The sequence below is a fragment of the Pseudomonas sp. S35 genome (assembly GCF_009866765.1).
Lineage (GTDB): Bacteria > Pseudomonadota > Gammaproteobacteria > Pseudomonadales > Pseudomonadaceae > Aquipseudomonas.
Window position 1 is genome coordinate 1,544,353 of sequence record NZ_CP019431.1, and the last position, 24,417, is coordinate 1,568,769.

23 protein-coding genes are annotated in these 24,417 nt (G+C 59.6%); 22 read left to right on the forward strand and 1 reads right to left on the reverse strand.

The features are described from left to right. Window positions 1-28 precede the first annotated feature (28 nt). From PspS35_RS06900 to ispD, 14 genes are all read left to right on the forward strand, one after another. Complete coding sequence (locus PspS35_RS06900; protein WP_003172279.1) at window positions 29-532, forward strand: OmpH family outer membrane protein; 504 nt, start codon at window positions 29-31, stop codon at window positions 530-532. A gap of 3 nt (window positions 533-535) precedes the next feature. After that, window positions 536-1,591, forward strand: a complete 1,056-nt coding sequence (lpxD, locus tag PspS35_RS06905; protein WP_159933293.1) for a UDP-3-O-(3-hydroxymyristoyl)glucosamine N-acyltransferase — start codon at window positions 536-538, stop codon at window positions 1,589-1,591. 111 nt (window positions 1,592-1,702) lie between these two features. Continuing rightward, window positions 1,703-2,143 carry a 3-hydroxyacyl-ACP dehydratase FabZ gene (gene fabZ / locus PspS35_RS06910; RefSeq protein WP_003172281.1) on the forward strand — a complete coding sequence of 147 codons (441 nt, stop codon included), beginning with the start codon at window positions 1,703-1,705 and terminating at the stop codon, window positions 2,141-2,143. Next, entirely contained in the window at window positions 2,140-2,916 is a 777-nt protein-coding gene (gene lpxA / locus PspS35_RS06915) for an acyl-ACP--UDP-N-acetylglucosamine O-acyltransferase (protein WP_159933294.1), read from the forward strand. The genes fabZ and lpxA overlap by 4 nt, the downstream gene beginning before the upstream one ends. Window positions 2,917-2,918: 2 nt before the next feature. Next, window positions 2,919-4,058, forward strand: a complete 1,140-nt coding sequence (gene lpxB, locus PspS35_RS06920) for a lipid-A-disaccharide synthase (RefSeq protein ID WP_159933295.1) — start codon at window positions 2,919-2,921, stop codon at window positions 4,056-4,058. Beyond that, entirely contained in the window at window positions 4,055-4,687 is a 633-nt protein-coding gene (gene rnhB, locus PspS35_RS06925) for a ribonuclease HII (protein WP_159933296.1), read from the forward strand. Before lpxB ends, rnhB begins: the two co-directional genes overlap by 4 nt. A gap of 77 nt (window positions 4,688-4,764) precedes the next feature. Further along, window positions 4,765-8,286, forward strand: a complete 3,522-nt coding sequence (gene dnaE / locus PspS35_RS06930; protein ID WP_159933297.1) for a DNA polymerase III subunit alpha — start codon at window positions 4,765-4,767, stop codon at window positions 8,284-8,286. Between the two features lie 128 nt (window positions 8,287-8,414). Beyond that, the gene (locus PspS35_RS06935) at window positions 8,415-9,362 is read left to right on the forward strand and encodes an acetyl-CoA carboxylase carboxyltransferase subunit alpha (protein ID WP_003172288.1); all 948 of its coding nucleotides are present in this window, start codon (window positions 8,415-8,417) and stop codon (window positions 9,360-9,362) included. 162 nt (window positions 9,363-9,524) lie between these two features. Further along, entirely contained in the window at window positions 9,525-10,844 is a 1,320-nt protein-coding gene (gene tilS, locus PspS35_RS06940; RefSeq protein WP_159933298.1) for a tRNA lysidine(34) synthetase TilS, read from the forward strand. A gap of 273 nt (window positions 10,845-11,117) precedes the next feature. Then, window positions 11,118-12,749 (forward strand): CTP synthase, encoded by a 1,632-nt coding sequence (locus tag PspS35_RS06945; RefSeq protein WP_159933299.1) that lies wholly within the window; start codon window positions 11,118-11,120, stop codon window positions 12,747-12,749. A 5-nt stretch (window positions 12,750-12,754) separates the two neighbouring features. Then, window positions 12,755-13,600, forward strand: a complete 846-nt coding sequence (gene kdsA, locus PspS35_RS06950) for a 3-deoxy-8-phosphooctulonate synthase (protein WP_065877156.1) — start codon at window positions 12,755-12,757, stop codon at window positions 13,598-13,600. Between the two features lie 157 nt (window positions 13,601-13,757). Then, on the forward strand, window positions 13,758-15,047 hold the full coding sequence (gene eno, locus PspS35_RS06955; protein ID WP_159933300.1) for a phosphopyruvate hydratase: 1,290 nt from the start codon (window positions 13,758-13,760) through the stop codon (window positions 15,045-15,047). Between the two features lie 171 nt (window positions 15,048-15,218). Beyond that, complete coding sequence (gene ftsB, locus PspS35_RS06960; RefSeq protein WP_003231201.1) at window positions 15,219-15,497, forward strand: cell division protein FtsB; 279 nt, start codon at window positions 15,219-15,221, stop codon at window positions 15,495-15,497. Continuing rightward, window positions 15,494-16,201, forward strand: coding sequence for a 2-C-methyl-D-erythritol 4-phosphate cytidylyltransferase (gene ispD / locus PspS35_RS06965; RefSeq protein WP_159933301.1), 708 nt, complete (start codon window positions 15,494-15,496; stop codon window positions 16,199-16,201). Before ftsB ends, ispD begins: the two co-directional genes overlap by 4 nt. 38 nt (window positions 16,202-16,239) lie before the next feature. On the opposite strand, the gene PspS35_RS06970 is transcribed toward ispD, so the two are convergent. Then, a complete protein-coding gene (locus PspS35_RS06970; RefSeq protein WP_159933302.1) occupies window positions 16,240-17,136 on the reverse strand; it encodes a LysR substrate-binding domain-containing protein in 897 nt (298 codons plus the stop codon). A 108-nt stretch (window positions 17,137-17,244) separates the two neighbouring features. Here PspS35_RS06970 and PspS35_RS06975 point away from each other — a divergent pair, with 108 nt between their 5' ends. The 8 genes from PspS35_RS06975 (at window position 17,245) to rpoS (ending at window position 24,361) form a co-directional block, all read left to right on the forward strand. Further along, window positions 17,245-18,357: an S-(hydroxymethyl)glutathione dehydrogenase/class III alcohol dehydrogenase gene (locus PspS35_RS06975; RefSeq protein ID WP_159933303.1), complete on the forward strand. Its 1,113-nt coding sequence runs from the start codon at window positions 17,245-17,247 to the stop codon at window positions 18,355-18,357. A gap of 8 nt (window positions 18,358-18,365) precedes the next feature. Continuing rightward, complete coding sequence (gene fghA, locus PspS35_RS06980; protein WP_159933304.1) at window positions 18,366-19,211, forward strand: S-formylglutathione hydrolase; 846 nt, start codon at window positions 18,366-18,368, stop codon at window positions 19,209-19,211. 54 nt (window positions 19,212-19,265) lie between these two features. Beyond that, complete coding sequence (ispF, locus tag PspS35_RS06985) at window positions 19,266-19,739, forward strand: 2-C-methyl-D-erythritol 2,4-cyclodiphosphate synthase (protein ID WP_012722614.1); 474 nt, start codon at window positions 19,266-19,268, stop codon at window positions 19,737-19,739. After that, a complete protein-coding gene (truD, locus tag PspS35_RS06990; RefSeq protein WP_159933305.1) occupies window positions 19,736-20,794 on the forward strand; it encodes a tRNA pseudouridine(13) synthase TruD in 1,059 nt (352 codons plus the stop codon). Before ispF ends, truD begins: the two co-directional genes overlap by 4 nt. Beyond that, window positions 20,782-21,531, forward strand: a complete 750-nt coding sequence (gene surE / locus PspS35_RS06995) for a 5'/3'-nucleotidase SurE (RefSeq protein ID WP_159933306.1) — start codon at window positions 20,782-20,784, stop codon at window positions 21,529-21,531. The genes truD and surE overlap by 13 nt, the downstream gene beginning before the upstream one ends. Before the next feature lie 41 nt (window positions 21,532-21,572). Next, on the forward strand, window positions 21,573-22,208 hold the full coding sequence (locus PspS35_RS07000; RefSeq protein WP_169899534.1) for a protein-L-isoaspartate(D-aspartate) O-methyltransferase: 636 nt from the start codon (window positions 21,573-21,575) through the stop codon (window positions 22,206-22,208). A gap of 206 nt (window positions 22,209-22,414) precedes the next feature. Beyond that, window positions 22,415-23,251 (forward strand): peptidoglycan DD-metalloendopeptidase family protein, encoded by an 837-nt coding sequence (locus PspS35_RS07005; RefSeq protein WP_159933307.1) that lies wholly within the window; start codon window positions 22,415-22,417, stop codon window positions 23,249-23,251. A gap of 105 nt (window positions 23,252-23,356) precedes the next feature. Next, on the forward strand, window positions 23,357-24,361 hold the full coding sequence (gene rpoS, locus PspS35_RS07010; RefSeq protein WP_159933308.1) for an RNA polymerase sigma factor RpoS: 1,005 nt from the start codon (window positions 23,357-23,359) through the stop codon (window positions 24,359-24,361). The last annotated feature ends 56 nt before the right edge of the window (window positions 24,362-24,417 follow it).

Genomic DNA, 24,417 nt, shown 5'->3' on the forward strand with positions numbered 1-24,417 from the left:
CGACAACGGATTCTGTAGGAGTTGCATTGTGCGTAAGTTGACTCAATTGGTTCTGCTGGCCACTGTGCTGGTAACCACCCCGGCCTTCGCCGAAATGAAAATCGCCGTCCTGAACTATCAGATGGCCCTGCTCGAATCCGACGCTGCCAAGAAATACGCCGTGGATGCCGAGAAAAAATTCGGTCCGCAACTGACCAAGCTCAAGACTCTGGAAAGCAGTGCCAAGGGCATCCAGGACCGCCTGGTAGCCGGTGGTGACAAGATGCAACAAGGCGAGCGCGAGCGTCTTGAGCTTGAGTTCAAGCAAAAGGCCCGTGACTATCAGTTCCAATCCAAGGAGCTGAACGAAGCCAAGGCTGTTGCCGACCGCGAAATGCTCAAGCAGCTGAAGCCGAAACTCGACAGCGCTGTGGAAGAAGTCATCAAGAAAGGTGCCTTTGACCTGGTGTTCGAGCGTGGCGCTGTCATCGACGTCAAGCCTCAATACGACATCACCCGTCAGGTGATCGAGCGCATGAACCAGCTGAAGTAAACCATGACCGCGACTATCAAGCTCGGCGAGTTGGCCGAGTTCCTGGGGGCCACCTTGCGCGGCTCCCCGGAGAAGGAAATTACTGGGCTAGCCACCTTGCAGGAGGCTGGCCCAGCTCAGTTGAGCTTCCTGGCAAATCCTCAATACCGTAAATACCTCGTCGACAGCCAGGCCGCAGCCGTACTGCTCAAGGCCGCTGATGCCGAAGGGTTTGCCGGGGATGCACTGGTGGTAGCTGACCCGTACCTGGCCTATGCACAGGTGTCGCACCTGTTCGATCCCAAACCCAAGGCAGCCGGTGGTATTCACCCGTCGGCGGTGATCGCCGATGATGCCCAGGTTGATCCTGCGGCGAGCATTGGCGCCTTCGCGGTGATCGAGAGTGGTGCGCGGATTGCGGCAGGCGTAACCGTTGGTGCGCATTGCTTTATTGGTGCGCGCTGCGAAATCGGTGCCGATGGCTGGTTGGCGCCCCGCGTGACCCTTTACCACGATGTGCGTATCGGTGAACGTGTCGTTATCCAGTCGGGTGCCGTGATCGGAGGGGAGGGCTTCGGCTTTGCCAATTCCAAAGGCATCTGGAACAAGATTGCCCAGGTTGGCGGTGTTTTGATCGGCGACGACGTGGAAATCGGTGTCAACACAGCTGTCGATCGCGGGGCTTTGGCCGATACCGTGATCGGTAACGGTGTGAAACTCGACAATCAGATCCAGATCGCGCACAACGTTCAGATTGGCGATCACACCGCCATGGCAGCGTGCGTGGGGATTTCCGGCAGCACCAAAATCGGCAAGCATTGCATGCTCGCCGGTGGCGTTGGGCTGGTGGGGCATATCGATATCTGCGACAACGTTTTCATCACCGGCATGACCATGGTGACCCACTCGATTACCGAGCCAGGGGCCTATTCGTCCGGTACCGCCATGCAGCCAGCGGCTGAATGGCGTAAGAGTGCAGCACGTTTGAGGCAGCTCGACGACATGGCGCGACGTCTCAAACAGCTGGAAAAGCGTGTTGGGGACGTGACCCCTGGCGGTAATGCTTCATCAGAAGGCTGATACCATTTCCATATCAAGTGTGCACAGCCGCTAGACTTGCCTCCTTGATTTGCTAGCGGGGCGTGCGTTTAGTCGCCCGCCCCCAATCTTTATTACAGGCTTCCCCCCGAAATGATGGACATCAACGAGATTCGCGAATACCTGCCTCACCGTTACCCGTTCCTGCTGGTGGACCGCGTAGTGGACCTCAATGTTGAGGAAAAGCGCATTCGTGCCTACAAGAATGTCAGCATCAACGAACCGTTCTTCAACGGTCACTTTCCCGCGCATCCCATCATGCCGGGCGTGTTGATCATCGAAGCAATGGCCCAGGCTGCCGGTATCCTTGGTTTCAAAATGCTTGACCTCAAGCCTGCCGACGGCACGCTTTACTACTTCGTGGGCTCGGACAAGTTGCGTTTCCGCAACCCGGTTACCCCGGGTGACCAGTTGATCCTGGAAGCCAAGTTCATCAGCTGCAAGCGCCAGATCTGGAAGTTCGAATGCCAGGCCTCGGTGGACGGCAAGCCGGTGTGCTCTGCCGAGATCATCTGTGCGGAACGCAAACTATGAGTTTGATTGACCCTCGCGCAATCATCGATCCGTCGGCCGTTCTGGCCGCCGACGTTGAGGTCGGCCCCTGGTCGATCATCGGCGCAGGTGTGGAAATCGGCGAGGGGACTGTCATCGGGCCGCACGTGATCCTCAAAGGTCCGACCCGCATTGGCAAACACAATCGCATCTACCAGTTTTCCTCGGTAGGCGAAGACACCCCTGACATGAAGTACAAGGGTGAAGAGACGCGCCTGGTAATCGGTGATCACAACATCATCCGTGAAGGCGTGACCATTCACCGTGGCACCGTGCAGGATCGTGCCGAGACCACGTTGGGTGATCACAACCTGATCATGGCCTATGCCCATATCGGTCATGACAGCGTGATTGGCAACCACTGCATCCTGGTCAACAACACCGCGTTGGCTGGCCATGTGCACGTTGACGATTGGGCGATCCTGTCCGGGTTCACCCTGGTGCATCAGTACTGTCACATCGGCGCCCACAGCTTTTCTGGCATGGGTACCGCCATCGGCAAGGACGTTCCGGCGTTCGTCACGGTATTTGGCAACCCAGCCGAAGCCCGTAGCATGAACTTCGAAGGCATGCGCCGTCGTGGTTTCAGCGAAGAGGCCATTCATGCCTTGCGCCGTGCCTACAAAGTGGTTTATCGCCAGGGGCTGACAGTAGACCAGGCGTTGACCCAACTGACCGAGCCGGCAGCGTTATTCCCGGAAGTCGCGGTGTTCCGTGACTCGATCCAGGCGTCGACTCGCGGCATCACCCGCTGATCATGGCCAATCTGCGTATTGCGTTGGTGGCCGGAGAAGCTTCCGGCGATATTCTGGGCGCAGGTCTTATGCGCGCCCTCAAGGCCCAGCACCCGGCGGTGGAGTTCATCGGCGTCGGCGGCCCGCTGATGCAGGCTGAAGGCCTTAGGTCCTATTTCCCCATGGAGCGCCTGTCGGTCATGGGGTTGGTGGAAGTGCTGGGGCGTCTGCGTGAGCTGTTGGCGCGCCGCAAGCTGCTGATCCAGACCCTGATCGAAGAACAGCCCGACGTCTTCATCGGAATCGATGCGCCGGACTTCACCCTCAATATCGAACTCAAGTTGCGTCAGGCCGGGATCAAGACCGTGCACTACGTCAGCCCCTCCGTGTGGGCGTGGCGACAGAAGCGTGTGCTGAAGATCCGTGAAGGCTGTGACCTGATGTTGACCCTGCTGCCGTTCGAGGCCAGGTTCTACGAGGAAAAGGGCGTGCCGGTGCGGTTTGTCGGGCATACCCTGGCCGACGATATCCCGTTGCAAGCTGATCGCGCAGCGGCCCGTGCGCAGTTAGGGTTGCCCGATGGCCCGCTCGTGGCACTGATGCCGGGCAGTCGAGGTGGTGAGGTCGGTCGGCTGGCCAGTGTGTTCTTCGATGCCGCCGAGCGCCTGCAAGCCTTGAAACCGGGCGTGCGCTTCGTGCTGCCCTGTGCCAGCCCGCAGCGTCGTACGCAGATCGAAACGCTGCTGGAAGGCCGTAACCTGCCGTTGACCCTGCTCGATGGCCAGTCGCACCTGGCCCTGGCGGCTTGCGATGCGGTGCTGATCGCCTCGGGCACTGCCACGCTGGAGGCTTTGCTGTACAAGCGTCCGATGGTTGTGGCCTATCGCCTGGCGCCGCTGACGTTCTGGATTCTCAAGCGTATGGTCAAGAGTCCCTACATCTCCTTGCCCAACTTGCTGGCTCAACGCCTGTTGGTACCGGAGTTGTTGCAGGACGATGCAACGCCCGAAGCCCTGGCGCAAACCCTGCTGCCGCTGATTGATGGCGGCGAAGAGCAGACTCGCGGTTTTGACGAAATTCATCGCACGCTGCGCCGTGATGCCTCGAACCAGGCGGCAGACGCCGTGTTGAGCTTGATCGGCCACAAACAGGAAGCTTTATGAGTACGCAAATGGGCCTGGATTTCAGCCTGGTTGCCCACGCCCACGAACTGGTGGCCGGTGTTGACGAAGTAGGGCGCGGCCCGCTGTGTGGCGCGGTGGTCACGGCGGCGGTGATTCTCGACCCGAGCCGTCCGATCCTGGGTCTCAATGACTCGAAAAAGCTCACTGAAGCGCGCCGCGAAAAGCTCTACGACGAGATTTGTGAAAAAGCCCTGAGCTGGCATATCGCTCGGGCCGAGGTCGAAGAAATCGACGAGCTGAACATCCTCCACGCCACCATGCTCGCCATGCAGCGTGCTGTTGAAGGGCTGCACATCACGCCCAAGCTGGCGATGATCGATGGCAACCGCTGCCCGAAACTGGCGATGCCGGCCGAGGCGGTGGTCAAGGGCGACAGCAAGGTCCCAGCCATTGCCGCCGCTTCGATCCTGGCCAAGGTTAGCCGTGACCGGGAAATGGCCGCGTTCGAATTGATCTACCCCGGTTACGGCATCGGTGGTCATAAAGGCTATCCAACGCCCGTTCATCTGGAAGCCCTGGCCCGCCTTGGTCCTACGCCGATCCACCGCCGCTCGTTCGCCCCGGTGCGCCTGGCTTACGAGGCGCGGGAGAGACTCAGCGAGGTTTAGTCGCGAGGCTGATGTTTTTGCCAAGGCCCGGTACAATCCCGGGCCTTGTTGTTTCTAAGTTTCTAGACAGGATCACTATGCCGGCTTCATTCGTTCACCTGCGCCTGCACACTGAATATTCCCTGGTCGACGGCCTGGTACGGATCAAACCCCTGGTCAAAACCCTGGTGGGCATGAACATGCCTGCGGTAGCGGTTACCGATCAGAACAACATGTGTTCCCTGGTCAAGTTCTACAAGAACGCCATGGGCGCCGGCATCAAGCCGATCTGCGGCGCCGACCTGTGGCTGTCCAACAAAGACCCGGATAACGCGCTGAGTCGTATCAGCCTGCTGGCGATGAACGGCGTGGGTTATCGCAACCTCACTGAGCTGATCTCCCGCGGCTTTATCGATGGCCAGCGCAACGGCTCGATCATCATTGAGCGCGAATGGGTCGCCGAGGCCAGCGAAGGCCTGATCATGTTGTCGGCCGCTAAAGAGGGTGAGATCGGCCTTGCGCTGCTGGGCGGCAACCCCCAGGAAGCCGAAGTGCTGGCGACGGAATGGATGCAGGTCTTCCCCGACCGTTTCTACCTTGAAGTGCAACGCACCAACCGTCCCAACGATGAAGAGCACCTGCACGCCGCCGTGGCCCTGGCCGATAAGCTGGGCGCGCCGCTGGTCGCTACCAACGACGTGCGCTTTATCAAGAAGGAAGATTTCGAGGCCCACGAAACCCGCGTGTGCATCGGCGAAGGCCGGGCCCTGGATGACCCGCGGCGCTCAAAAAACTACAGCGAAGAGCAATACCTCAAAAGCGCCGACGAGATGGCCGAGTTGTTCAGCGACCTGCCCGAGGCCCTGGAAAACTCTGTCGAGATCGCCAAGCGCTGCAACATTGAAGTGAAGCTGGGCAAGCACTTCCTGCCCAACTTCCCGATCCCCGATGGCATGACCATTGATGAATATTTCCGCAAGGTGTCGTTCGATGGCCTGGAAGATCGGCTTACGGTGCTGCTGCCCAAGGACACCACTGAAGATTACGAAGCCAAGCGCCAGGTCTACGTCGACCGGCTGAATTTCGAGCTGGATATCATCATCCAGATGGGGTTCCCCGGTTACTTCCTGATCGTAATGGACTTTATCCAGTGGGCCAAAAGCAACGGCGTGCCGGTCGGCCCAGGCCGTGGGTCGGGCGCCGGCTCGCTGGTGGCCTATGTACAGAAGATCACCGATCTCGACCCGCTGGAATATGACCTGCTGTTCGAACGGTTCCTGAACCCGGAACGGGTCTCCATGCCCGACTTCGACGTCGACTTCTGCATGGACGGTCGCGACCGCGTGATCGAATACGTGGCCGAGAAATACGGCCGCAACGCCGTAAGCCAGATCATCACCTTCGGTTCGATGGCCGCCAAGGCGGTAATCCGCGACGTGGCACGTGTGCAGGGCAAGTCCTACGGCCTGGCCGACCGCCTGTCGAAGATGATCCCGTTCGAAGTGGGCATGACCCTGGAAAAGGCCTACGAGCAGGAAGAAATCCTGCGTGACTTCATCAAGATCGATGAAGAGGCCGCCGAAATCTGGGACATGGCCCGCAAGCTCGAAGGCGTGGTGCGTAACGTCGGTAAACACGCCGGTGGCGTAGTGATCGCGCCGACCAAGCTCACTGACTTTTCGCCGATCTATTGCGATGAAGCCGGCGACGGCCTGGTGACCCAGTTCGACAAGGATGACGTGGAGGCGGCCGGCCTGGTGAAGTTCGACTTCCTCGGCCTGCGGACCCTGACCATCATCGACTGGGCGCTCAAGACCATCAACCGCGAGCGTGCCAAGGTTGACGAAGAACCGTTGGATATTGCGTTCATCCCGTTGGACGACAAGCCGACGTACCAACTGCTGCAAAAAGCTGAAACGACGGCGGTGTTCCAGCTTGAGTCGCGCGGTATGAAAGAGCTGATCAAAAAGCTCAAGCCCGATTGCCTGGAAGACTTGATTGCACTGGTGGCCCTGTTCCGTCCGGGCCCACTGCAATCGGGCATGGTTGATGACTTCATCAACCGTAAGCACGGCCGCGCCGAGTTGGCCTACCCGCACTCCGACTACCAGTACGAAGGCCTCAAGCCCGTATTGGCGCCGACCTACGGCATCATCCTGTACCAGGAACAGGTGATGCAGATCGCCCAGGTGATGGCGGGCTACACCCTTGGCGGCGCGGACATGCTGCGTCGAGCAATGGGTAAAAAGAAGCCCGAGGAAATGGCCAAGCAGCGCGGCGGTTTCATTGAAGGTTGTGCCACCAACAATATTGATGCCGACCTGGCCGGTAACATTTTCGACCTGGTGGAAAAATTCGCCGGTTATGGTTTCAACAAATCTCACTCCGCCGCCTACGGCCTGGTGTCCTACCAGACGGCCTGGCTGAAAGCCCACTACCCGGCGCCGTTCATGGCGGCGGTACTTTCGGCGGATATGCACAATACCGACAAGGTCGTGACCTTGATCGAGGAAGTGCGCACCATGAAGCTGCGCCTCGACGCGCCGGACGTGAACGCCTCGGAGTTCAAGTTCACGGTGAACGACGAAGGCCGCATCATTTATGGCCTGGGCGCGATCAAAGGCGTGGGCGAAGGCCCGGTGGAGGCGATTACCGAAGCGCGCCAGGACGGGCCATTCAAGGACCTGTTCGACTTCTGCGCTCGGGTTGACCTCAAGCGCATCAACAAACGCACCCTCGATGGCTTGATCCGCAGCGGCGCGCTGGACCGTCTCGGTCCGTACTTCCATGATGAACCAAAGGCTTATCAGGCGAATATCGACCGCAACCGCGCCGTGCTGCTGACGGCTATGGAAGAAGCGATCAAGGCTGCCGAACAAACCGCCCGCACCCACGACAGCGGCCACGCCGACCTGTTTGGCGGGTTGTTTGTCGAAGAAGACGCGGACGTGTACGGCAATCACCGCAAGGCCAAGGAGCTGACCCTCAAGGAACGGCTCAAGGGTGAAAAAGACACCTTGGGCCTGTACCTCACCGGTCACCCGATTGACGAATACGAAGGCGAGATCCGCCGTTTTGCCCGTCAGCGCATCATCGACCTGAAACCGGCTCGGGATACCCAGACCGTCGCCGGCATGATCATCGCCCTGCGGGTAATGAAGAACAAAAAGGGCGACAAGATGGGCTTCATCACCCTCGACGACCGCTCGGGCCGCATCGAAGCGTCGCTGTTTGCCGACGCGTTCCACTCGGCGCAGTCGCTGCTGCAGACCGATGCCATGGTGGTGGTGGAAGGGGAGGTCAGCAACGATGACTTCTCTGGCGGCCTGCGCCTGCGCATCAAGCGGGTGATGAGCATGGAAGATGCGCGCACCAACCTGGCCGAAAGCCTGCGTTTGAAGGTCAGGACTGAAGCGCTCAAAGGCGATCAGCTACGCTGGTTGGGCGACCTGCTCAAGCGCCACCGTGGTGCCTGCCCGGTGACCATGGAGTACACCGGCAGCGATGCCAAGGCCATGTTGCAGTTCGGCGAGACCTGGCGAATTGATCCTGCTGATGGCTTGATTCAAGCTTTGCGTGACCAGTTCGGCCGAGACAACGTCTTCCTCCAATACCGCTGACGGTCAGCACGTCTGACCTCGGCTGAACATTTAATCTCGACCTGGACGCGCCTCTCCCTTAAGGTAGGGCGCGAACAGACAACCGGCTGGCCAGGCACGCCCTGGCCGTCGACCCAAGACGGACGCTTATGAACCCGAATTTTCTTGATTTCGAACAGCCGATCGCTGACCTGCAAGCCAAGATCGAAGAACTGCGCCTGGTCGGCAATGACAATTCGCTGAATATCGGCGATGAGATCGCTCGCCTGCAAGACAAGAGCAGCACGCTCACCGAAGACATCTTCGGCAAGCTGACCAGCTGGCAGATTGCGCGCCTGGCCCGCCATCCGCGTCGTCCGTACACCCTGGACTACATTCAGCACATCTTCACCGAGTTCGACGAGCTGCACGGCGACCGCCACTTCTCCGACGACGCGGCCATCGTGGGCGGTATCGCTCGCTTGGACGACCAGCCGGTAATGGTCATCGGTCACCAGAAAGGCCGTGAAGTACGCGAGAAAGTCCGTCGCAACTTCGGCATGCCGCGTCCGGAAGGCTACCGCAAGGCGTGCCGCCTGATGGAAATGGCCGAACGTTTCAAGATGCCGATCCTGACCTTCATCGACACACCGGGCGCATACCCAGGTATCGACGCTGAAGAGCGCAACCAGAGCGAAGCCATCGCCTGGAACCTGCGCGTCATGTCGCGCCTCAAAACCCCGATCATCGCCACCGTGATCGGTGAAGGTGGTTCCGGCGGCGCACTGGCCATTGGCGTCTGTGACCAACTGAACATGCTGCAGTATTCGACCTACGCGGTGATCTCGCCTGAAGGTTGCGCTTCGATCCTGTGGAAAACCGCCGAAAAGGCACCGGATGCTGCCGAAGCCATGGGCATCACTGCTGATCGCCTCAAGGGCCTTGGCATCGTGGACAAAGTGATCGCCGAGCCATTGGGCGGCGCTCACCGTGACCCGGCCGCTGCCGCTGCGACCATCCGCGCTGAACTGGGCTCGCAACTGGCGATGCTCAAGAAGCTGGATAACGAAGCGCTGCTGGCCCGTCGTTACGAACGCCTGATGAGCTACGGCCTCTAACGTCGCAGCAGGTCTAAATGTGGGAGGGGGCTTGCTCCCGATTGCTGAGTGTCAGTCAATGCATCTTGTGACTGACCTACCGCTATCGGGGGCAAGCCCCCTCCCACATTTGCTTTGTGTATGCTTGGCTAACGTACTCCAAAATTGCGGCGGCAACGTTTGATGAAATCGACTCTATCCGCCCAGATCCTGCACAGCCTGGCCCTTTGGCGCAACGCGCCAGCCTGGCATATCGCATTCTCCGGCGGCCTCGACTCCACCGTCCTGCTGCACCTCCTCGCCTCACTGGCCAACACCGAAAACCTCCCGCCGCTCAGTGCTGTCCATGTCCATCATGGCTTGCAAGCTGCCGCCGACGGCTGGCCAAGCCATTGCCAGTCGGTGTGTGACAGCCTGGGTGTGCCGTTGCGCGTTATATCGGTGCAAGTGAAGCCCGTCGCCAGCCTTGAGCGTGCGGCCCGTGATGCGCGTTATCAGGCCTTCAGCGAAGTGATCCAGGCAGAGGAAGTGCTGCTCACGGGGCAGCATCGCGATGATCAAGCGGAAACCCTGTTGTTTCGCTTGCTGCGCGGGGCGGGTGTGCGAGGTCTGGCGGCAATGCCTGTGCATCGCAGTCTGGCAGGAGGGCATCTGGTGCGCCCGCTGCTGGATATCTCGCGTGCCGAGCTGCAAGCCTACGCAACCGAGTACCAGTTGACGTGGGTGGAAGATCCTTCGAACGCCGATCCGCGCTTCTCCCGCAATTACCTGCGTCACCGTGTGTTTCCAACGCTGGCCGAACGTTGGCCCCAAGCGATCTCCAGTCTGGCCCGTACCGCCGAACACCTCAGCGAAGCCCAAGTGTTGCTGGACGAGTTGGCTCGCATGGACCTGCAAGCTGCCGGTCAAGCTTCAGTATTTCCTTGGTTGGCCTTGCCGTCATTGGCCCTTGGTCCGCTACGCGAACTGTCCGATGCCCGTCAGCGCAATGCCTTACGCCACTGGCTCGCCCCGCTGGCGCGTTTACCCGACAGTGATCACTGGGCTGGCTGGCATTCCTTGCGCGATGCCAAAAACGACGCACAGCCTTTGTGGCGCCTGGCTGACGGCGAGTTGCACCGCTGTGGTGAACGCATCTGGTGGCTGCCTTCCACTTGGTCGGAATTTTCCGACGCAACGGTGAGCTGGCCCGATCCGCAAAACCCACTAGAGTTACCCGGCAATGGCCGGCTGAACATTCTCGGCGAGGCGCCCGAAGGTCCGTTGGAGGTCCGTTACCGCCAGGGCGGTGAAACGCTTGAAGTGCCAGGCAGAGGCCGGCGGGATCTGAAGCGCCTGCTTAATGAAAGTGGCATGCCGGGCTTCGTCCGTGGCAGATTGCCGCTGCTGTATCGGGGCTCGCAATTGCTGGGTGTGCCCAGCCTCGCTGGACGCTGGGCAACACCGGGTGAAGGCTGGCAATTACATTGGATGCCACAGACCTGCGATCAAGGTTTGAGCTGATAGCGCCTTTCCGGTAGACTACGCTCCCTTCTTGATACAACTTCTGTGGATTCGCCTGAATCGCAGCAGTTGCCGATTACCAAGCCGTCTTTGCTGGGCGATTCCAAAAAATGTGTAGCGATCAACGTACCGGTGTTTCACTGCTGGTCTGTCACAACGCGGCGGTTTTTTTGAAAGGTGCACTGTGATTAATGCTGGTGATCGGGGGCTTCGGCCTCTCTTCGCTTTCCCCGGCGGCTCGTACCGCTTTAACGCAGACTTCTAGGGTTTTTCATGACGCGCTACATATTCGTCACGGGCGGTGTTGTTTCTTCATTGGGGAAAGGCATTGCCTCCGCTTCATTGGCGGCCATCCTGGAGGCGCGGGGGCTTAAAGTCACCATGCTCAAGCTGGACCCGTACATCAACGTCGACCCGGGCACCATGAGCCCGTTCCAGCACGGTGAAGTGTTCGTCACACACGACGGCGCCGAGACCGACCTGGACCTGGGCCACTACGAGCGGTTCATCCGCACGACCATGACCCAGAACAACAACTTCACCACTGGCCGTGTCTACGAGCACGTGCTGCGCAAAGAGCGCCGTGGTGACTACCTGGGTGCAACCATCCAGGTGATCCCGCACATCACCGACGAAATCAAGCGCCGCATCATCAAGGGTGCAGGCGATGCCGACGTGGCGATGGTCGAGATCGGTGGCACCGTGGGTGACATCGAATCCCAACCGTTCCTCGAAGCCATCCGCCAGTTGCGTTTCGAAGTCGGCGCCAAGCGCGCGATGCTGATGCACCTGACGTTGGTGCCGTACATCGCTACTGCCGGCGAAACCAAAACCAAGCCAACCCAGCACTCGGTCAAGGAACTGCGTTCCATCGGCCTGCAGCCGGACGTGCTGGTATGCCGCTCCGATCACCCGATCGACATTTCCTCGCGTCGCAAGATCGCGCAATTCACCAACGTTGAAGAACGTGCGGTGATCGCGCTGGAAGACGCCGACACCATCTACAAGATCCCGGGCATCCTGCACTCGCAAGGCCTGGACGATTTTGTGGTCGAGCGTTTCGGCCTGCAATGCAATGGCGCGGACCTGTCCGAGTGGGAAGCCGTGGTCGACGCCAAGCTCAACCCTGAGCATGAAGTCACCATCGCGATGGTCGGCAAGTACATGGAACTGCTGGATGCGTACAAGTCGCTGATCGAAGCGATGAGCCACGCCGGTATCAGCAACCGCACCAAGGTCAACCTGCGCTACATCGACTCCGAAGACATCGAGAACCAAGGCACTGCTTTGCTCGAAGGTGTGGACGCGATCCTCGTGCCAGGCGGTTTCGGCCTGCGTGGCGTGGAAGGCAAGATCACCGCCGTGCAGTACGCTCGTGAGAACAAGGTGCCGTACCTGGGTATCTGCCTGGGCATGCAAGTGGCCGTTATCGAGTTCGCCCGTAACGTGCTGGGCTGGAAAGACGCCAACTCCACCGAGTTCGACAACAAGAGCGGCCACCCGGTCGTGGGCCTGATCACCGAGTGGGAAGACGCCACCGGCGCCGTCGAAACCCGTACCGAAAGCTCCGACCTGGGCGGCACCATGCGCCTTGGCGCGCAGGATTGCCTGCTGGAGCCGGGTTCGCTGGTTCACGATTGCTACGGCAAGGACGTGATCGTCGAGCGTCACCGTCACCGCTACGAGGTCAACAACAACCTGCTGCCGCAGATCAAGGAAGCCGGCCTGAAAATCTCCGGTCGCTCCGGTGATGGCGCGCTGGTTGAAGTGGTCGAAGCACCGGATCATCCTTGGTTCGTGGCTTGCCAGTTCCACCCGGAGTTCACCTCGACTCCACGTGACGGTCACCCGTTGTTCAGCGGTTTCGTCAAAGCCGCACTGACGCAACATCAGAAGAAGGCGTAAACCTGATGGCCCAGAAGATCATTCGCGTAGGCGACATCGAGATTGCCAACGACAAGCCCATGGTGCTGTTTGGCGGCATGAACGTGCTGGAAAGCCGCGACATGGCGATGCAGGTCTGTGAAGAGTACGTCAAGGTTACCGAGAAACTCGGTATTCCCTACGTGTTCAAGGCCAGCTTCGACAAGGCCAACCGCTCGTCCGTGACCTCCTATCGTGGCCCGGGCCTTGAAGAAGGCATGCGGATCTTCCAGGACATCAAGCAAGCCTTCGGCGTGCCGATCATCACCGATGTCCACGAGCCGGAACAGGCTGCCGTGGTCGCCGAGGTGTGTGACATCATCCAGTTGCCGGCCTTCCTCTCGCGCCAGACCGACCTGGTCGTCGCGATGGCCAAGACCGGCGCTGTGATCAATATCAAAAAAGCCCAGTTCCTCGCGCCCCAGGAGATGAAACACATCCTGAACAAGTGCGTGGAAGCGGGTAACGACCAGTTGATCCTTTGCGAGCGTGGTTCGAGCTTCGGCTACAACAACCTCGTGGTGGACATGCTCGGTTTCGGCATCATGAAACAGTTCGAATACCCGGTGTTCTTCGACGTGACCCACGCGCTGCAAATGCCCGGTGGTCGTGCCGATTCCGCCGGTGGGCGCCGTGCCCAGGTGTTGGACCTGGCCAAGGCTGGCCTTAGCCAGTCCCTGGCCGGCCTGTTCCTGGAAGCCCACCCGGACCCGGACAACGCCAAATGCGACGGTCCATGTGCCCTGCGCCTGGACAAGCTGGAGCCATTCCTGGCCCAGCTCAAGCAGTTGGACGAGCTGGTCAAGAGTTTTCCGACGGTAGAGACCGCGTAAGCGTCGTTTCTCCGGTAGACTTTCCCACGTTTTCTGTTCAGGCCCTCGGGCCTGAGCCTTGTCGCCTGCAAGCCTGCCCCGTTGTTCCACCCTTGCGGTCGGTCAAAAGTTTCCCTTCAGCTGCGTCGTTTTCGTCAACTTTGGAGTGTTTACAACAATGGCAAAAATCGTCGACATCAAAGGTCGTGAAGTTCTCGACTCCCGTGGCAACCCCACCGTCGAAGCCGACGTGCTTCTCGATAACGGCATCATCGGCAGCGCCTGCGCGCCGTCCGGTGCTTCCACCGGTTCGCGCGAAGCGCTGGAACTGCGTGATGGCGACAAGAGCCGTTACCTGGGCAAGGGTGTACTCAAGGCTGTAGCCAACATCAACGGCCCGATCCGTGACCTGTTGCTGGGCAAGGACCCGCTGGACCAGAAAGCCCTGGACCACGCGATGATCAAGCTCGACGGCACCGAAAACAAAGGTAGCCTGGGCGCCAACGCCATCCTCGCCGTGTCCCTGGCCGCTGCCAAGGCCGCTGCCCAGGACCAGGACCTGCCGCTGTACGCGCACATCGCCAACCTGAACGGCACTCCAGGTGTCTACTCGATGCCGGTGCCGATGATGAACATCATCAACGGTGGCGAGCACGCCGATAACAACGTCGACATCCAGGAATTCATGGTGCAGCCGGTTGGCGCCAAGTCCTTCTCCGAAGGCCTGCGCATGGGCACCGAGATTTTCCATCACCTGAAAGCTGTACTGAAGGCACGTGGCCTGAGCACTGCCGTGGGTGACGAAGGTGGCTTCGCGCCGAACCTGGCGTCCAACGAAGATGCACTGAAAGTGATCTCCGAAGCCGTGGCCAACGCTGGCTACACACTGGGCACTGACGTGACCCTGGCCCTGGATTGCGCGGCCAGCGAGTTCTTTGAGGACGGCAAGTACAACCTGTCCGGCGAAGGCCAGGTGTTCAACTCCGAAGGTTTTGCCGAGTACCTGAAGGGCCTGACCCAGCGTTACCCGATCATCTCGATCGAAGACGGCCTGGACGAGTCCGACTGGGATGGCTGGAAAATCCTCACCGACAAGATCGGCGAAAAAGTCCAACTGGTGGGCGATGACTTGTTCGTGACCAACACCAAGATCCTGAAAGAAGGCATCGATAAAAAGATCGCCAACTCGATCCTGATCAAGTTCAACCAGATCGGCACCCTGACCGAAACCCTGGAAGCCATCCAGATGGCCAAGGCTGCGGGCTACACAGCCGTGATCTCCCACCGCTCCGGCGAAACCGAAGACTCGACCATTGCCGACCTGGCCGTGGGCACCTCGGCGGGCCAGATCAAGACCGGTTCCCTGTGCCGTTCCGACCGTGTTTCCAAGTACAACCAATTGCTGCGTATCGAAGAGCAACTGGCCGGCAAAGCCAAGTACAACGGTCGCAGCGAGTTTCGCGGCTGATCGCTACATGATAAAAAGTCGACCGATTGCGTCGGAAAAATCACGACAGTGAACATTTCGACGCTAATCTGATGGCTATCAAGCACAAGCCTGGTTCTTCCAGGCTTCGTGCTATCAGGTGCTGCAAAAGCTTTGCATGGCTGTCTTTTTTCACTGGAAACCCGATATTCGATGCGCAGTCCCAATTGGTTGTTCCTCGTCTTGCTCTTGTTGCTGGCCGGCCTGCAGTACCGCCTATGGGTGGGTAATGGCAGCTTTGCGCAGGTAAAAGACCTGACCGAGCAAATTGCTGCACAGCACGCCGAAAACGAGATCTTGCTGGAGCGTAACCGCGTCCTGGATGCTGAAGTGCTCGAGCTGAAAAAAGGTACGGAGACCGTTGAAGAGCGGGCTCGTCATGAACTGGGCATGGTCAAGGAGGGCGAAACCCTCTACCAGTTGGCCCAATGAGCAATGGTTTGCCGGCCTTCTGGGCCGTGATTCCTGCCGCGGGCGTCGGTGCCCGTATGGCCGCGGACCGTCCCAAGCAATATCTGCAACTGGGCGGGCGCACTATTCTTGAACACAGCCTTGGCTGTTTCCTTGATCACCCAGGCCTCAAGGGGCTGGTGGTCAGCTTGGCTTCTGATGATCCCTATTGGCCCACGTTGGCCGGTGCTGCTGACCCACGTATCCAGCGTGCGGACGGTGGTTCGCAGCGCTCGGGCTCGGTACTCAATGCACTGCTGCACCTGAACGCCCTGGGCGCCAGTGATGATGACTGGGTGCTGGTGCACGACGCCGCCCGGCCCAATTTGAGCCGCGATGATCTCGACAAGCTGTTAAGCGAACTGGCTGATGATCCCGTCGGTGGCCTGCTGGCCGTGCCGGCCCGCGACACCCTCAAGCGCGTCGACAAGCACGGTCGGGTGGTGGAAACCGTCGACCGCAGCCTGATCTGGCAAGCCTATACGCCGCAGATGTTCCGCCTTGGCGCCTTGCACCGTGCATTGGCCGACAGCCTGGTGGCCGACGCGGTGATCACCGACGAAGCCTCGGCCATGGAATGGTCCGGCCAGGCGCCGCGCCTGATCGAAGGGCGCGCGGACAATATAAAGGTGACACGGCCGGAGGATCTTGAGTGGTTGCGGTTGCGCTGGGCGAACCGGCGGTAATCAGCGACACCGCGAGGGCCCGCCCAAACGACCCACATTCAACGACTGTACTCCGGCCTCCCAGCCAACCCTTCCTTCAAGAAATCCACCAGTTTCCTGACCTTGGGCGACAAATGCCGCTGCTGCGGATACAGCGCCCACACCGCCGTATTCGGCGGCTGGTGTGCCTCCAGCAACGACACCAACGCGCCACTGTGCAAGTGTTCCAGCACGTAATAATCGGGCAACTGACACAGCCCGACCCCCAGTAGCGCCGCGTCCAGTACTGCCTGCCCACTGTTGCAGCGCCAGTTTCCCTGCACGCGCTGGGAAAATTCCCGCCCGTCCTGGGCCAGCTGCCAGATATCCGAACTGCCGATCAAACAGTTGTGCCGGCTCAATTCCGACAAGCTGTGTGGGCGGCCGTACCGTTCCAGGTAGGACGGTGACGCGCATAAGTACATGCGCCGTGGCGCCAGGCGGCTGGCGACCATCCTTGAGTCAGAAAGTCGGCCCAGGCGAATCGCCAAGTCCAGGCCTTCATGCACCAGGTCGAGCTGGCGGTTGCTGAGTTCGATATCGACTCGCAACTGTGGGTAAAGCCTCATGAACCGTGTCACCAACGGCACGATAAACCGCTCGCCGTACGCCACGGCGCAGGTCATGCGCAACATGCCCTTGGGTTCGCTGGTCAGATCCCCCACCGCGCGCAGCGCTTCTTCGCGGCCATCTTGCAGGCGCTGGCAATGTTGGAGGAACGTTTGCCCGGCTTCGGTCAGGGTCACTTTGCGTGTACTGCGATAGAGCAGGCGTGTCTGCAGTCGCTCCTCCAACCGTGCGACCTGGCGGCTGATATGGGATGACGACACGCCCAGGCGCTCGGCGGCGGCCGTGAACTGGCTGCACTCCGCCACGGCGACGAACTCGTCGATGCCTTCCCAGCGGTTTTCCAACATTCTGATTATCCCTGTGTGGCAATAATGTTTTGCTTTTCGTTGGATTATTAATCAGCCAGCCGTGTTTTACACTGTTCTTCTCAATTTTCAGTCCCTGGAGAAACCCGGATGATCAAGTCACGCGCAGCTGTCGCCTTTGAAGCCAAAAAACCACTGGAGATCGTCGAAGTCGATGTGGCCATGCCCAAGGCTGGCGAAGTCCTGTTGCGAGTGGTGGCTTCGGGCGTATGCCACACCGACGCATACACCCTGTCTGGCGCCGACCCGGAAGGCATCTTCCCGTCGATCCTCGGCCACGAGGGCGGTGCGGTGGTTGAAGCCATTGGCGAGGGCGTCACTTCGGTTGCCGTGGGCGACCATGTGATCCCGCTGTACACCCCGGAATGCGGCAAGTGCAAATTCTGCCTGTCGGGCAAGACCAACCTGTGCCAGGCCATTCGCGCCACCCAGGGCAAAGGCCTGATGCCAGACGGCACCACGCGCTTTTCCTACAAAGGCCAGCCGATTTTCCACTACATGGGTACCTCGACCTTCTCCGAGTACACCGTGCTGCCGGAAATTTCCGTGGCCAAGATTCCTAAAGAAGCCCCGCTGGAAAAAGTCTGCCTGCTGGGTTGCGGCGTTACTACGGGTATTGGCGCGGTGATCAACACCGCCAAGGTCAAGCCGGGCGACACCGTGGCCATCTTCGGTCTCGGCGGTATTGGTCTGTCGGCCATCATCGGTGCGGTGAAAGCCAAGGCGGGTCGCATCATTGCCATCGACATCAACCCGGCCAAGTTCGAAATCGCCAAGCAATTGGGCGCGACCGACTGCATCAACCCGAAAGACTACGATCGCCCGATCCAGGACGTGATTGTTGATTTGACCGACGGCGGCGTGGACTTTTCCTTCGAATGCATCGGCAACGTGCACCTGATGCGTGCTGCCCTTGAGTGCTGCCATAAAGGTTGGGGCGAGTCGGTGATCATCGGTGTTGCCGGTGCTGGCCAGGAGATCGCTACCCGTCCATTCCAGTTGGTGACTGGTCGCGTCTGGCGCGGTTCGGCCTTCGGTGGTGTGCGCGGTCGTACCGAATTGCCAAGCTACGTGGAGATGGCCCAGACCGGCGAGATCCCGCTGGACACGTTCATCACCCACACCATGGGCCTGGAAGACATCAACAAAGCGTTTGACCTGATGCATGAAGGCAAGAGCATTCGTACTGTCATCCACTTCTGAGGTCGGCCATGAGTCTGGAAAACCTGTCCTGCCAGAAGAGCTTCGGTGGCTGGCATAAACGCTACAAGCATCATTCCGATGTGCTCGGTTGCGACATGACTTTCGCCGTTTACCTGCCGCCACAAGCGGAGCAGGGCGGCAAACTGCCGGTGTTGTATTGGCTGTCCGGGTTGACCTGCACTGATGAAAACTTCATGCAAAAGGCCGGCGCACAGCGCATGGCCGCCGAACTGGGGCTGATCATCGTTGCGCCGGATACCAGCCCTCGCGGTCCCGGTGTGCCGGGTGATCCGGACAACGCCTGGGACTTTGGCCTGGGTGCTGGCTTCTATCTCAATGCCACCCAGGAGCCTTGGGCCAAGCATTATCGGATGCATGACTACGTAGTGCAGGAGCTGCCGGATTTGGTTGAGGCGCATTTCCCGGCTTCGGACAAGCGTGGTATCAGCGGCCACTCCATGGGCGGACACGGCGCACTGGTGTGTGCGCTGCGCAACCCTGGGCGTTACCGCTCTGTTTCTGCATTTTCGCCGATCAACAACCCAATGGATTGCCCGTGGGGCCAGAAAGCATTCTCCCGTTATCTGGGGGAAGAACGCTCGAAATGGCGCGAATGGGATGCCTGTGTGTTGATCAGCGAAGCCTCGGAAAAGCTGCCTTTGCTGGTGGATCAGGGGGATCGCGACGATTTTCTCGCCGTGCAACTCAAGCCCGAAGCCTTGCAGCAAGCCGCGAAGATCGCCAAGCATCCGCTCGAGTTGCGGCTGCAGCCCGGCTATGACCATAGCTACTTCTTCATCGCTAGCTTCATCGAAGACCATTTGCGACACCACGGCCGCGCTTTGCTCGGTTAATGTGAAGCAAAAGTAGGTAGAATCACGCCCTGAATTAAATCGGGGCGTTTTTTTATGCGTATTGGCCACGGCTACGATGTGCACCGTTTCGCCGAAGGCGACTTCATCACCCTGGGCGGCGTGCGTATTGCACACCACCACGGGTTGCTGGCTCATTCCGACGGCGACGTTGTGTTGCACGCCTTGAGCGATGCCTTGCTCGGCGCCGCGGCGTTGGGTGATATCGGCAAGCACTTTCCGGACACCGACCCTACGTTCAAGGGGGCGGACAGCCGCGTCTTGCTGCGCCATGTGGTGGGCCTCATCCATGCCAAGGGCTGGAAGGTCGGTAATGTCGACAACACCATCGTGGCCCAGGCGCCGAAAATGGCGCCCCATATCGAATCGATGCGCGCACTGATTGCCGCAGACCTGCAAATTGAATTGGATCAAGTGAACGTGAAAGCCACCACCACCGAAAAGCTCGGGTTCACCGGTCGTGAAGAGGGCATTGCCGTGCACTCCGTCGCCTTGTTGCTGCGCGCATGAATGATCTGCAATTGTTGGGCCCGCGTGCCTACGGCGAGGCCTTGGGCAGCGCGGTCCTGAAGGCCACTGCCGAAGATTTCCAGGTCGACGAAGTGCTGGATATCCCGCTGACCGGCGAGGGCGAACACCTGTGGCTGTGGGTGGAAAAACGTGGCCTCAACACTGAGGAAGCCGCTCGCCGTATCGCCAAGGCTGCCGGTGTGCCATTGCGCACTGTCAGCTATGCCGGGCTCAAGGACCGCCAGGCGCTGACCCGCCAGTGGTTCAGCGTGCAGTTGCCAGGCAAGGCAGACCCGGACATGAGCGCTGCTGAAAACGACACCCTCAAGATCCTCAAGACCGCCCGTCACAAGCGCAAGCTGCAACGCGGCGCGCACTCGGCCAACGGTTTCACCTTGCGCCTGACTCAACTGGCCGGTGATACCGCGGCCATCGATGCGCGCTTGCAACTGATTGCCCAAGCAGGCATTCCCAATTATTTCGGCGCCCAGCGCTTTGGCCATAACGGTGGCAATGTCGTCGACGCGCGTGGTTGGGCGGCGCGCAAGGCGTTGCCGGAGCAGCGCAATGTGCGATCGCGGCTGCTGTCTACCGCACGCAGTTTCCTGTTCAACAAGGTGCTGGCGGCGCGGGTTGCCGATGGTTCCTGGCAGCGCGCCCAGGTCGGCGACTTGCTGGCGTTTACCGACAGCCGCAGCTTTTTCCCGGCGGGGGAGGCGGAATGCAGCGACCCACGCCTGGCAATCCTCGACCTGCACCCGACCGGGCCGCAGTGGGGTGAGGGCGATTCGCCCGCGACAGGCGCTACCCATGAGTTGGAGCAAACGGTTGCGGCCAGCGAAGCCGACCTGCGCGATTGGCTGGTGAATGCTGGCATGAGCCAGGAACGTCGCATTCTGCGACTGCCCATTGGCGGGTTGACGTGGCATTATCCCGGGCCTGACATTCTGCAATTGGAATTCGTCCTGCCGGCCGGATGCTTCGCCACTGTCTTGGTGCGCGAGCTTGTTGATCTGGTGCCGGTGGGGCAGACGGACAGCCCATGCGTATTCTGATATCAAACGATGACGGTGCCACCGCACCCGGCCTTGCTGCGCTCTACGCTGCGCTGCAGGATTACGCCGAGTGCGTGGTGGTTGCCCCTGACCAGGACAAGAGTGGCGCCAGCAGTTCGCTGACGCTTGACCGTCCCCTGCACCCGCAGGTTCTGGCCAATGGCTTTATCAGCGTGAACGGTACCCCTACCGACTGCGTGCACCTGGCCATCAACAGCCTGTTGGATCACGAGCCGGACCTGGTGGTGTCGGGTATCAACCTCGGCGCCAACCTGGGCGATGATGTGCTGTATTCCGGCACCGTGGCGGCAGCGCTTGAAGGGCGCTTCCTGGGCCGCACCTCGTTCGCTTTTTCGTTTGCCTCGCGGCAACTGGACAACCTGCCCGCCGCCGCCTATTTCGCGCGCAAGCTGGTGGAGGCCCACGCTTGCCTGGAACTGCCGCCGCGCACAGTGCTCAACGTCAATATCCCCAACTTGCCCCTCGATCACATTCGCGGTATCCAGCTGACACGCTTGGGCCATCGTGCCCGTGCGGCGGCGCCGTTGAAGGTGGTCGATCCGCGTGGCAAGGAAGGTTATTGGATCGCAGCGGCCGGTGATGCTGAAGACGGTGGCGAGGGCACGGACTTTCACGCGGTGATGCAAGGTTATGTGTCGATTACCCCGTTGCAATTCGACCGCACCTTCAGCGATGCCTTCAGTGGTCTCGAAGGCTGGCTGGAGGGGTTGCGCTGATGGCTCGTGAACAAGACGACCTGTTGCGTCGTGGTATCGGGATGACTTCCCAGCGCACCCGTGAACGTTTGATCCAGCGTTTGTACGAAGAAGGCCTGTCCAACGCCCAGGTGCTGGAAGTGATCCGGCGCACGCCACGGCATTTGTTTGTCGATGAAGCCCTGGCCCACCGCGCCTATGAAGATACCGCGTTGCCGATCGGTCACAACCAGACCATCTCCCAGCCCTATATGGTCGCGCGCATGAGCGAACTGCTGCTGGCTGCAGGGCCTTTGGACAAAGTGTTGGAGATTGGTACCGGTTCGGGTTATCAGACCGCTGTGCTGTCACAGCTGGTGGAGCGGGTATTCTCGGTCGAGCGTATCAAGGTATTGCAGGATCGCGCCAAGGAACGCCTGGTGGAACTGAACCTGCGCAATGTGGTGTTTCGCTGGGGCGATGGCTGGGAAGGCTGGCCTGCGCTGGCACCGTACAACGGCATTATCGTTACTGCCGTGGCCACCGATGTCCCGCAGGCGCTGCTGGATCAATTGGCCCCTGGGGGGCGCCTGGTTATTCCGGTCGGTTCCGGTGAAGTGCAGCAATTGATGCTTATCGTGCGCGAAGACGACGGTTTTTCCCGGCATGTATTGGGGGCTGTACGCTTTGTTCCGTTGCTCAATGGCCCGTTGGCCTGATCAATTTTCGCCGGCAGTGAATTCTGTTGATGGGGATGTGTCTTACGCCGGGGTCTAGCAATTCAACATGATGGGTGCAGTGATCAACACGCTTAATGATTCGTTTCAGTCGCGTGCCAGTAAAACGCCAATGCCCAGTTATACTTGCGACATATTTCAAGCCTGATACAGGCGTACATGTTCAGCCACCACAAAGGGAGCGGCGGGTGAGTCTCACAGGTCTTGCGCAGCGTATGGGTAAAACAAGTTTTCAGCGACTGGTGCTTGGCCTTGTCTTCGGTTCCTTGTTGGTGGGCTGTTCCAGCTCGCCAAGCAGCGGCGCACGGGTCGTTGACCGTAATAATGCCGCACCGCAAAAGCCGACCGTAACCACTGGGCAATATGTGGTGCGCAAAGGCGACACGATGTTCTCGATCGCCTTCCGTTACGGTTGGGACTACAAGGCACTCGCAGCTCGTAACAATATTCCTGTGCCATACACGATACATCCGGGTCAGACGATTCGCTTCGACGGCCGCACCGGATCCACGCCTACGACAGTTGTGACAAACACTGGATCTTCGCCCTCGTCTTCGAGCAAAACCACCATCATTACACGGCCTGCGGGTACGGCTTCGCCGGCGCCTTCCAGCAAGCCAGCAGCCGCGCCGTTGCCCCCTGCAGGGCCTGCGCCGACCGGTTGGGGATGGCCCTCAAACGGAGTGTTAATTGGAAAATTCTCTTCAAACGGTAGTTTGAATAAAGGCATTGATATCGCCGGGGATTTGGGACAGCCTGTTTTAGCTGCGTCTGATGGGACAGTGGTGTACGCCGGGAGTGGTTTACGGGGCTACGGCGAGCTGGTCATCATCAAGCACAGTGATACCTACGTCAGTGCCTACGGTCATAACCGCAGGCTGTTGGTTCGGGAGGGGCAGCAGGTCAAAGTCGGACAGACAATTGCCGAAATGGGTTCAACGGGCACAGACCGGGTGAAACTGCACTTTGAGATTCGCCGCCAAGGGAAGCCTGTAGATCCGCTGCAATTCTTACCCCGTCGTTGATGTGTTGCCAGCCTGTTCCCTCACGTAGAAGGAACAGGCTCCAGCGTTGCCAAGGATAAAGGCGTCGCTTGAGCTTGAGGTCGAACTCACCAAAGGACTATAACAATGGCTCTCAGTAAAGAAGCGCCGGAGTTTGACATCGACGATGAGGTTCTCCTTGTGGAGACCGGTATCGCTATGGAATCGATGTCGAATGAGGGACCTGCAACACCTTCAGTTCGCACCAAATCCAAGAACTCCTCCGCGTTAAAGCAGCACAAATACATTGATTACACCCGGGCGCTCGATGCGACCCAGTTGTACCTCAATGAAATCGGCTTTTCCCCTCTGCTGACTCCCGAAGAAGAAGTCCATTTTGCGCGCTTGTCGCAAAAGGGCGATCCGGCTGGGCGCAAGCGCATGATTGAAAGCAACCTGCGCCTGGTGGTGAAAATCGCCCGACGCTACGTCAATCGTGGGCTGTCTTTGTTGGACCTGATCGAGGAGGGCAACCTGGGCTTGATCCGGGCGGTGGAGAAGTTTGATCCCGAGCGGGGCTTCCGCTTTTCGACCTATGCCACTTGGTGGATTCGCCAGACCATCGAACGGGCGATCATGAATCAGACCCGCACGATCCGGTTGCCGATCCATGTGGTCAAGGAGCTCAACGTCTACCTGCGGGCAGCGCGTGAACTCACTCAAAAACTCGATCATGAACCCTCGCCCGAAGAAATCGCCAACCTGCTGGAGAAGCCGGTGGGGGAGGTCAAGCGCATGCTGGGCCTTAACGAGCGTGTGTCTTCGGTCGATGTCTCGCTGGGTCCGGATTCGGATAAAACCCTGCTGGACACCCTGACGGATGATCGCCCGACAGATCCTTGCGAGCTGTTGCAGGACGATGATCTTTCCCAAAGCATCGACCAGTGGCTGTCAGAGCTTACGGACAAGCAGCGTGAGGTGGTGATTCGCCGCTTCGGCCTGCGTGGTCATGAGAGCAGCACCCTGGAGGACGTAGGCCTGGAGATTGGCTTGACCCGTGAACGGGTTCGGCAGATCCAGGTCGAAGGGCTCAAGCGCTTGCGCGAGATCCTGGAGAAGAATGGCCTGTCGAGCGAGTCGTTGTTTCAATAAACGATGTAGCTTGAGTGGCTTGAATGTGGGAAGGGGCTTGCCCCCTCCCACATTTT

What these genes read in the sequence shown, in the direction of transcription:
- lpxD (WP_159933293.1), top strand. Translation starts at nt 536, where the DNA reads ATGACCGCGACTATCAAGCTCGGCGAGTTGGCCGAGTTCCTGGGGGCC.
- fabZ (WP_003172281.1), top strand. Translation starts at nt 1,703, where the DNA reads ATGATGGACATCAACGAGATTCGCGAATACCTGCCTCACCGTTACCCG.
- lpxA (WP_159933294.1), top strand. Translation starts at nt 2,140, where the DNA reads ATGAGTTTGATTGACCCTCGCGCAATCATCGATCCGTCGGCCGTTCTG.
- lpxB (WP_159933295.1), top strand. Translation starts at nt 2,919, where the DNA reads ATGGCCAATCTGCGTATTGCGTTGGTGGCCGGAGAAGCTTCCGGCGAT.
- rnhB (WP_159933296.1), top strand. Translation starts at nt 4,055, where the DNA reads ATGAGTACGCAAATGGGCCTGGATTTCAGCCTGGTTGCCCACGCCCAC.
- dnaE (WP_159933297.1), top strand. Translation starts at nt 4,765, where the DNA reads ATGCCGGCTTCATTCGTTCACCTGCGCCTGCACACTGAATATTCCCTG.
- PspS35_RS06935 (WP_003172288.1), top strand. Translation starts at nt 8,415, where the DNA reads ATGAACCCGAATTTTCTTGATTTCGAACAGCCGATCGCTGACCTGCAA.
- tilS (WP_159933298.1), top strand. Translation starts at nt 9,525, where the DNA reads ATGAAATCGACTCTATCCGCCCAGATCCTGCACAGCCTGGCCCTTTGG.
- PspS35_RS06945 (WP_159933299.1), top strand. Translation starts at nt 11,118, where the DNA reads ATGACGCGCTACATATTCGTCACGGGCGGTGTTGTTTCTTCATTGGGG.
- kdsA (WP_065877156.1), top strand. Translation starts at nt 12,755, where the DNA reads ATGGCCCAGAAGATCATTCGCGTAGGCGACATCGAGATTGCCAACGAC.
- eno (WP_159933300.1), top strand. Translation starts at nt 13,758, where the DNA reads ATGGCAAAAATCGTCGACATCAAAGGTCGTGAAGTTCTCGACTCCCGT.
- ftsB (WP_003231201.1), top strand. Translation starts at nt 15,219, where the DNA reads ATGCGCAGTCCCAATTGGTTGTTCCTCGTCTTGCTCTTGTTGCTGGCC.
- ispD (WP_159933301.1), top strand. Translation starts at nt 15,494, where the DNA reads ATGAGCAATGGTTTGCCGGCCTTCTGGGCCGTGATTCCTGCCGCGGGC.
- PspS35_RS06970 (WP_159933302.1), bottom strand. Translation starts at nt 17,136, where the DNA reads ATGTTGGAAAACCGCTGGGAAGGCATCGACGAGTTCGTCGCCGTGGCG.
- PspS35_RS06975 (WP_159933303.1), top strand. Translation starts at nt 17,245, where the DNA reads ATGATCAAGTCACGCGCAGCTGTCGCCTTTGAAGCCAAAAAACCACTG.
- fghA (WP_159933304.1), top strand. Translation starts at nt 18,366, where the DNA reads ATGAGTCTGGAAAACCTGTCCTGCCAGAAGAGCTTCGGTGGCTGGCAT.
- ispF (WP_012722614.1), top strand. Translation starts at nt 19,266, where the DNA reads ATGCGTATTGGCCACGGCTACGATGTGCACCGTTTCGCCGAAGGCGAC.
- truD (WP_159933305.1), top strand. Translation starts at nt 19,736, where the DNA reads ATGAATGATCTGCAATTGTTGGGCCCGCGTGCCTACGGCGAGGCCTTG.
- surE (WP_159933306.1), top strand. Translation starts at nt 20,782, where the DNA reads ATGCGTATTCTGATATCAAACGATGACGGTGCCACCGCACCCGGCCTT.
- PspS35_RS07000 (WP_169899534.1), top strand. Translation starts at nt 21,573, where the DNA reads ATGACTTCCCAGCGCACCCGTGAACGTTTGATCCAGCGTTTGTACGAA.
- rpoS (WP_159933308.1), top strand. Translation starts at nt 23,357, where the DNA reads ATGGCTCTCAGTAAAGAAGCGCCGGAGTTTGACATCGACGATGAGGTT.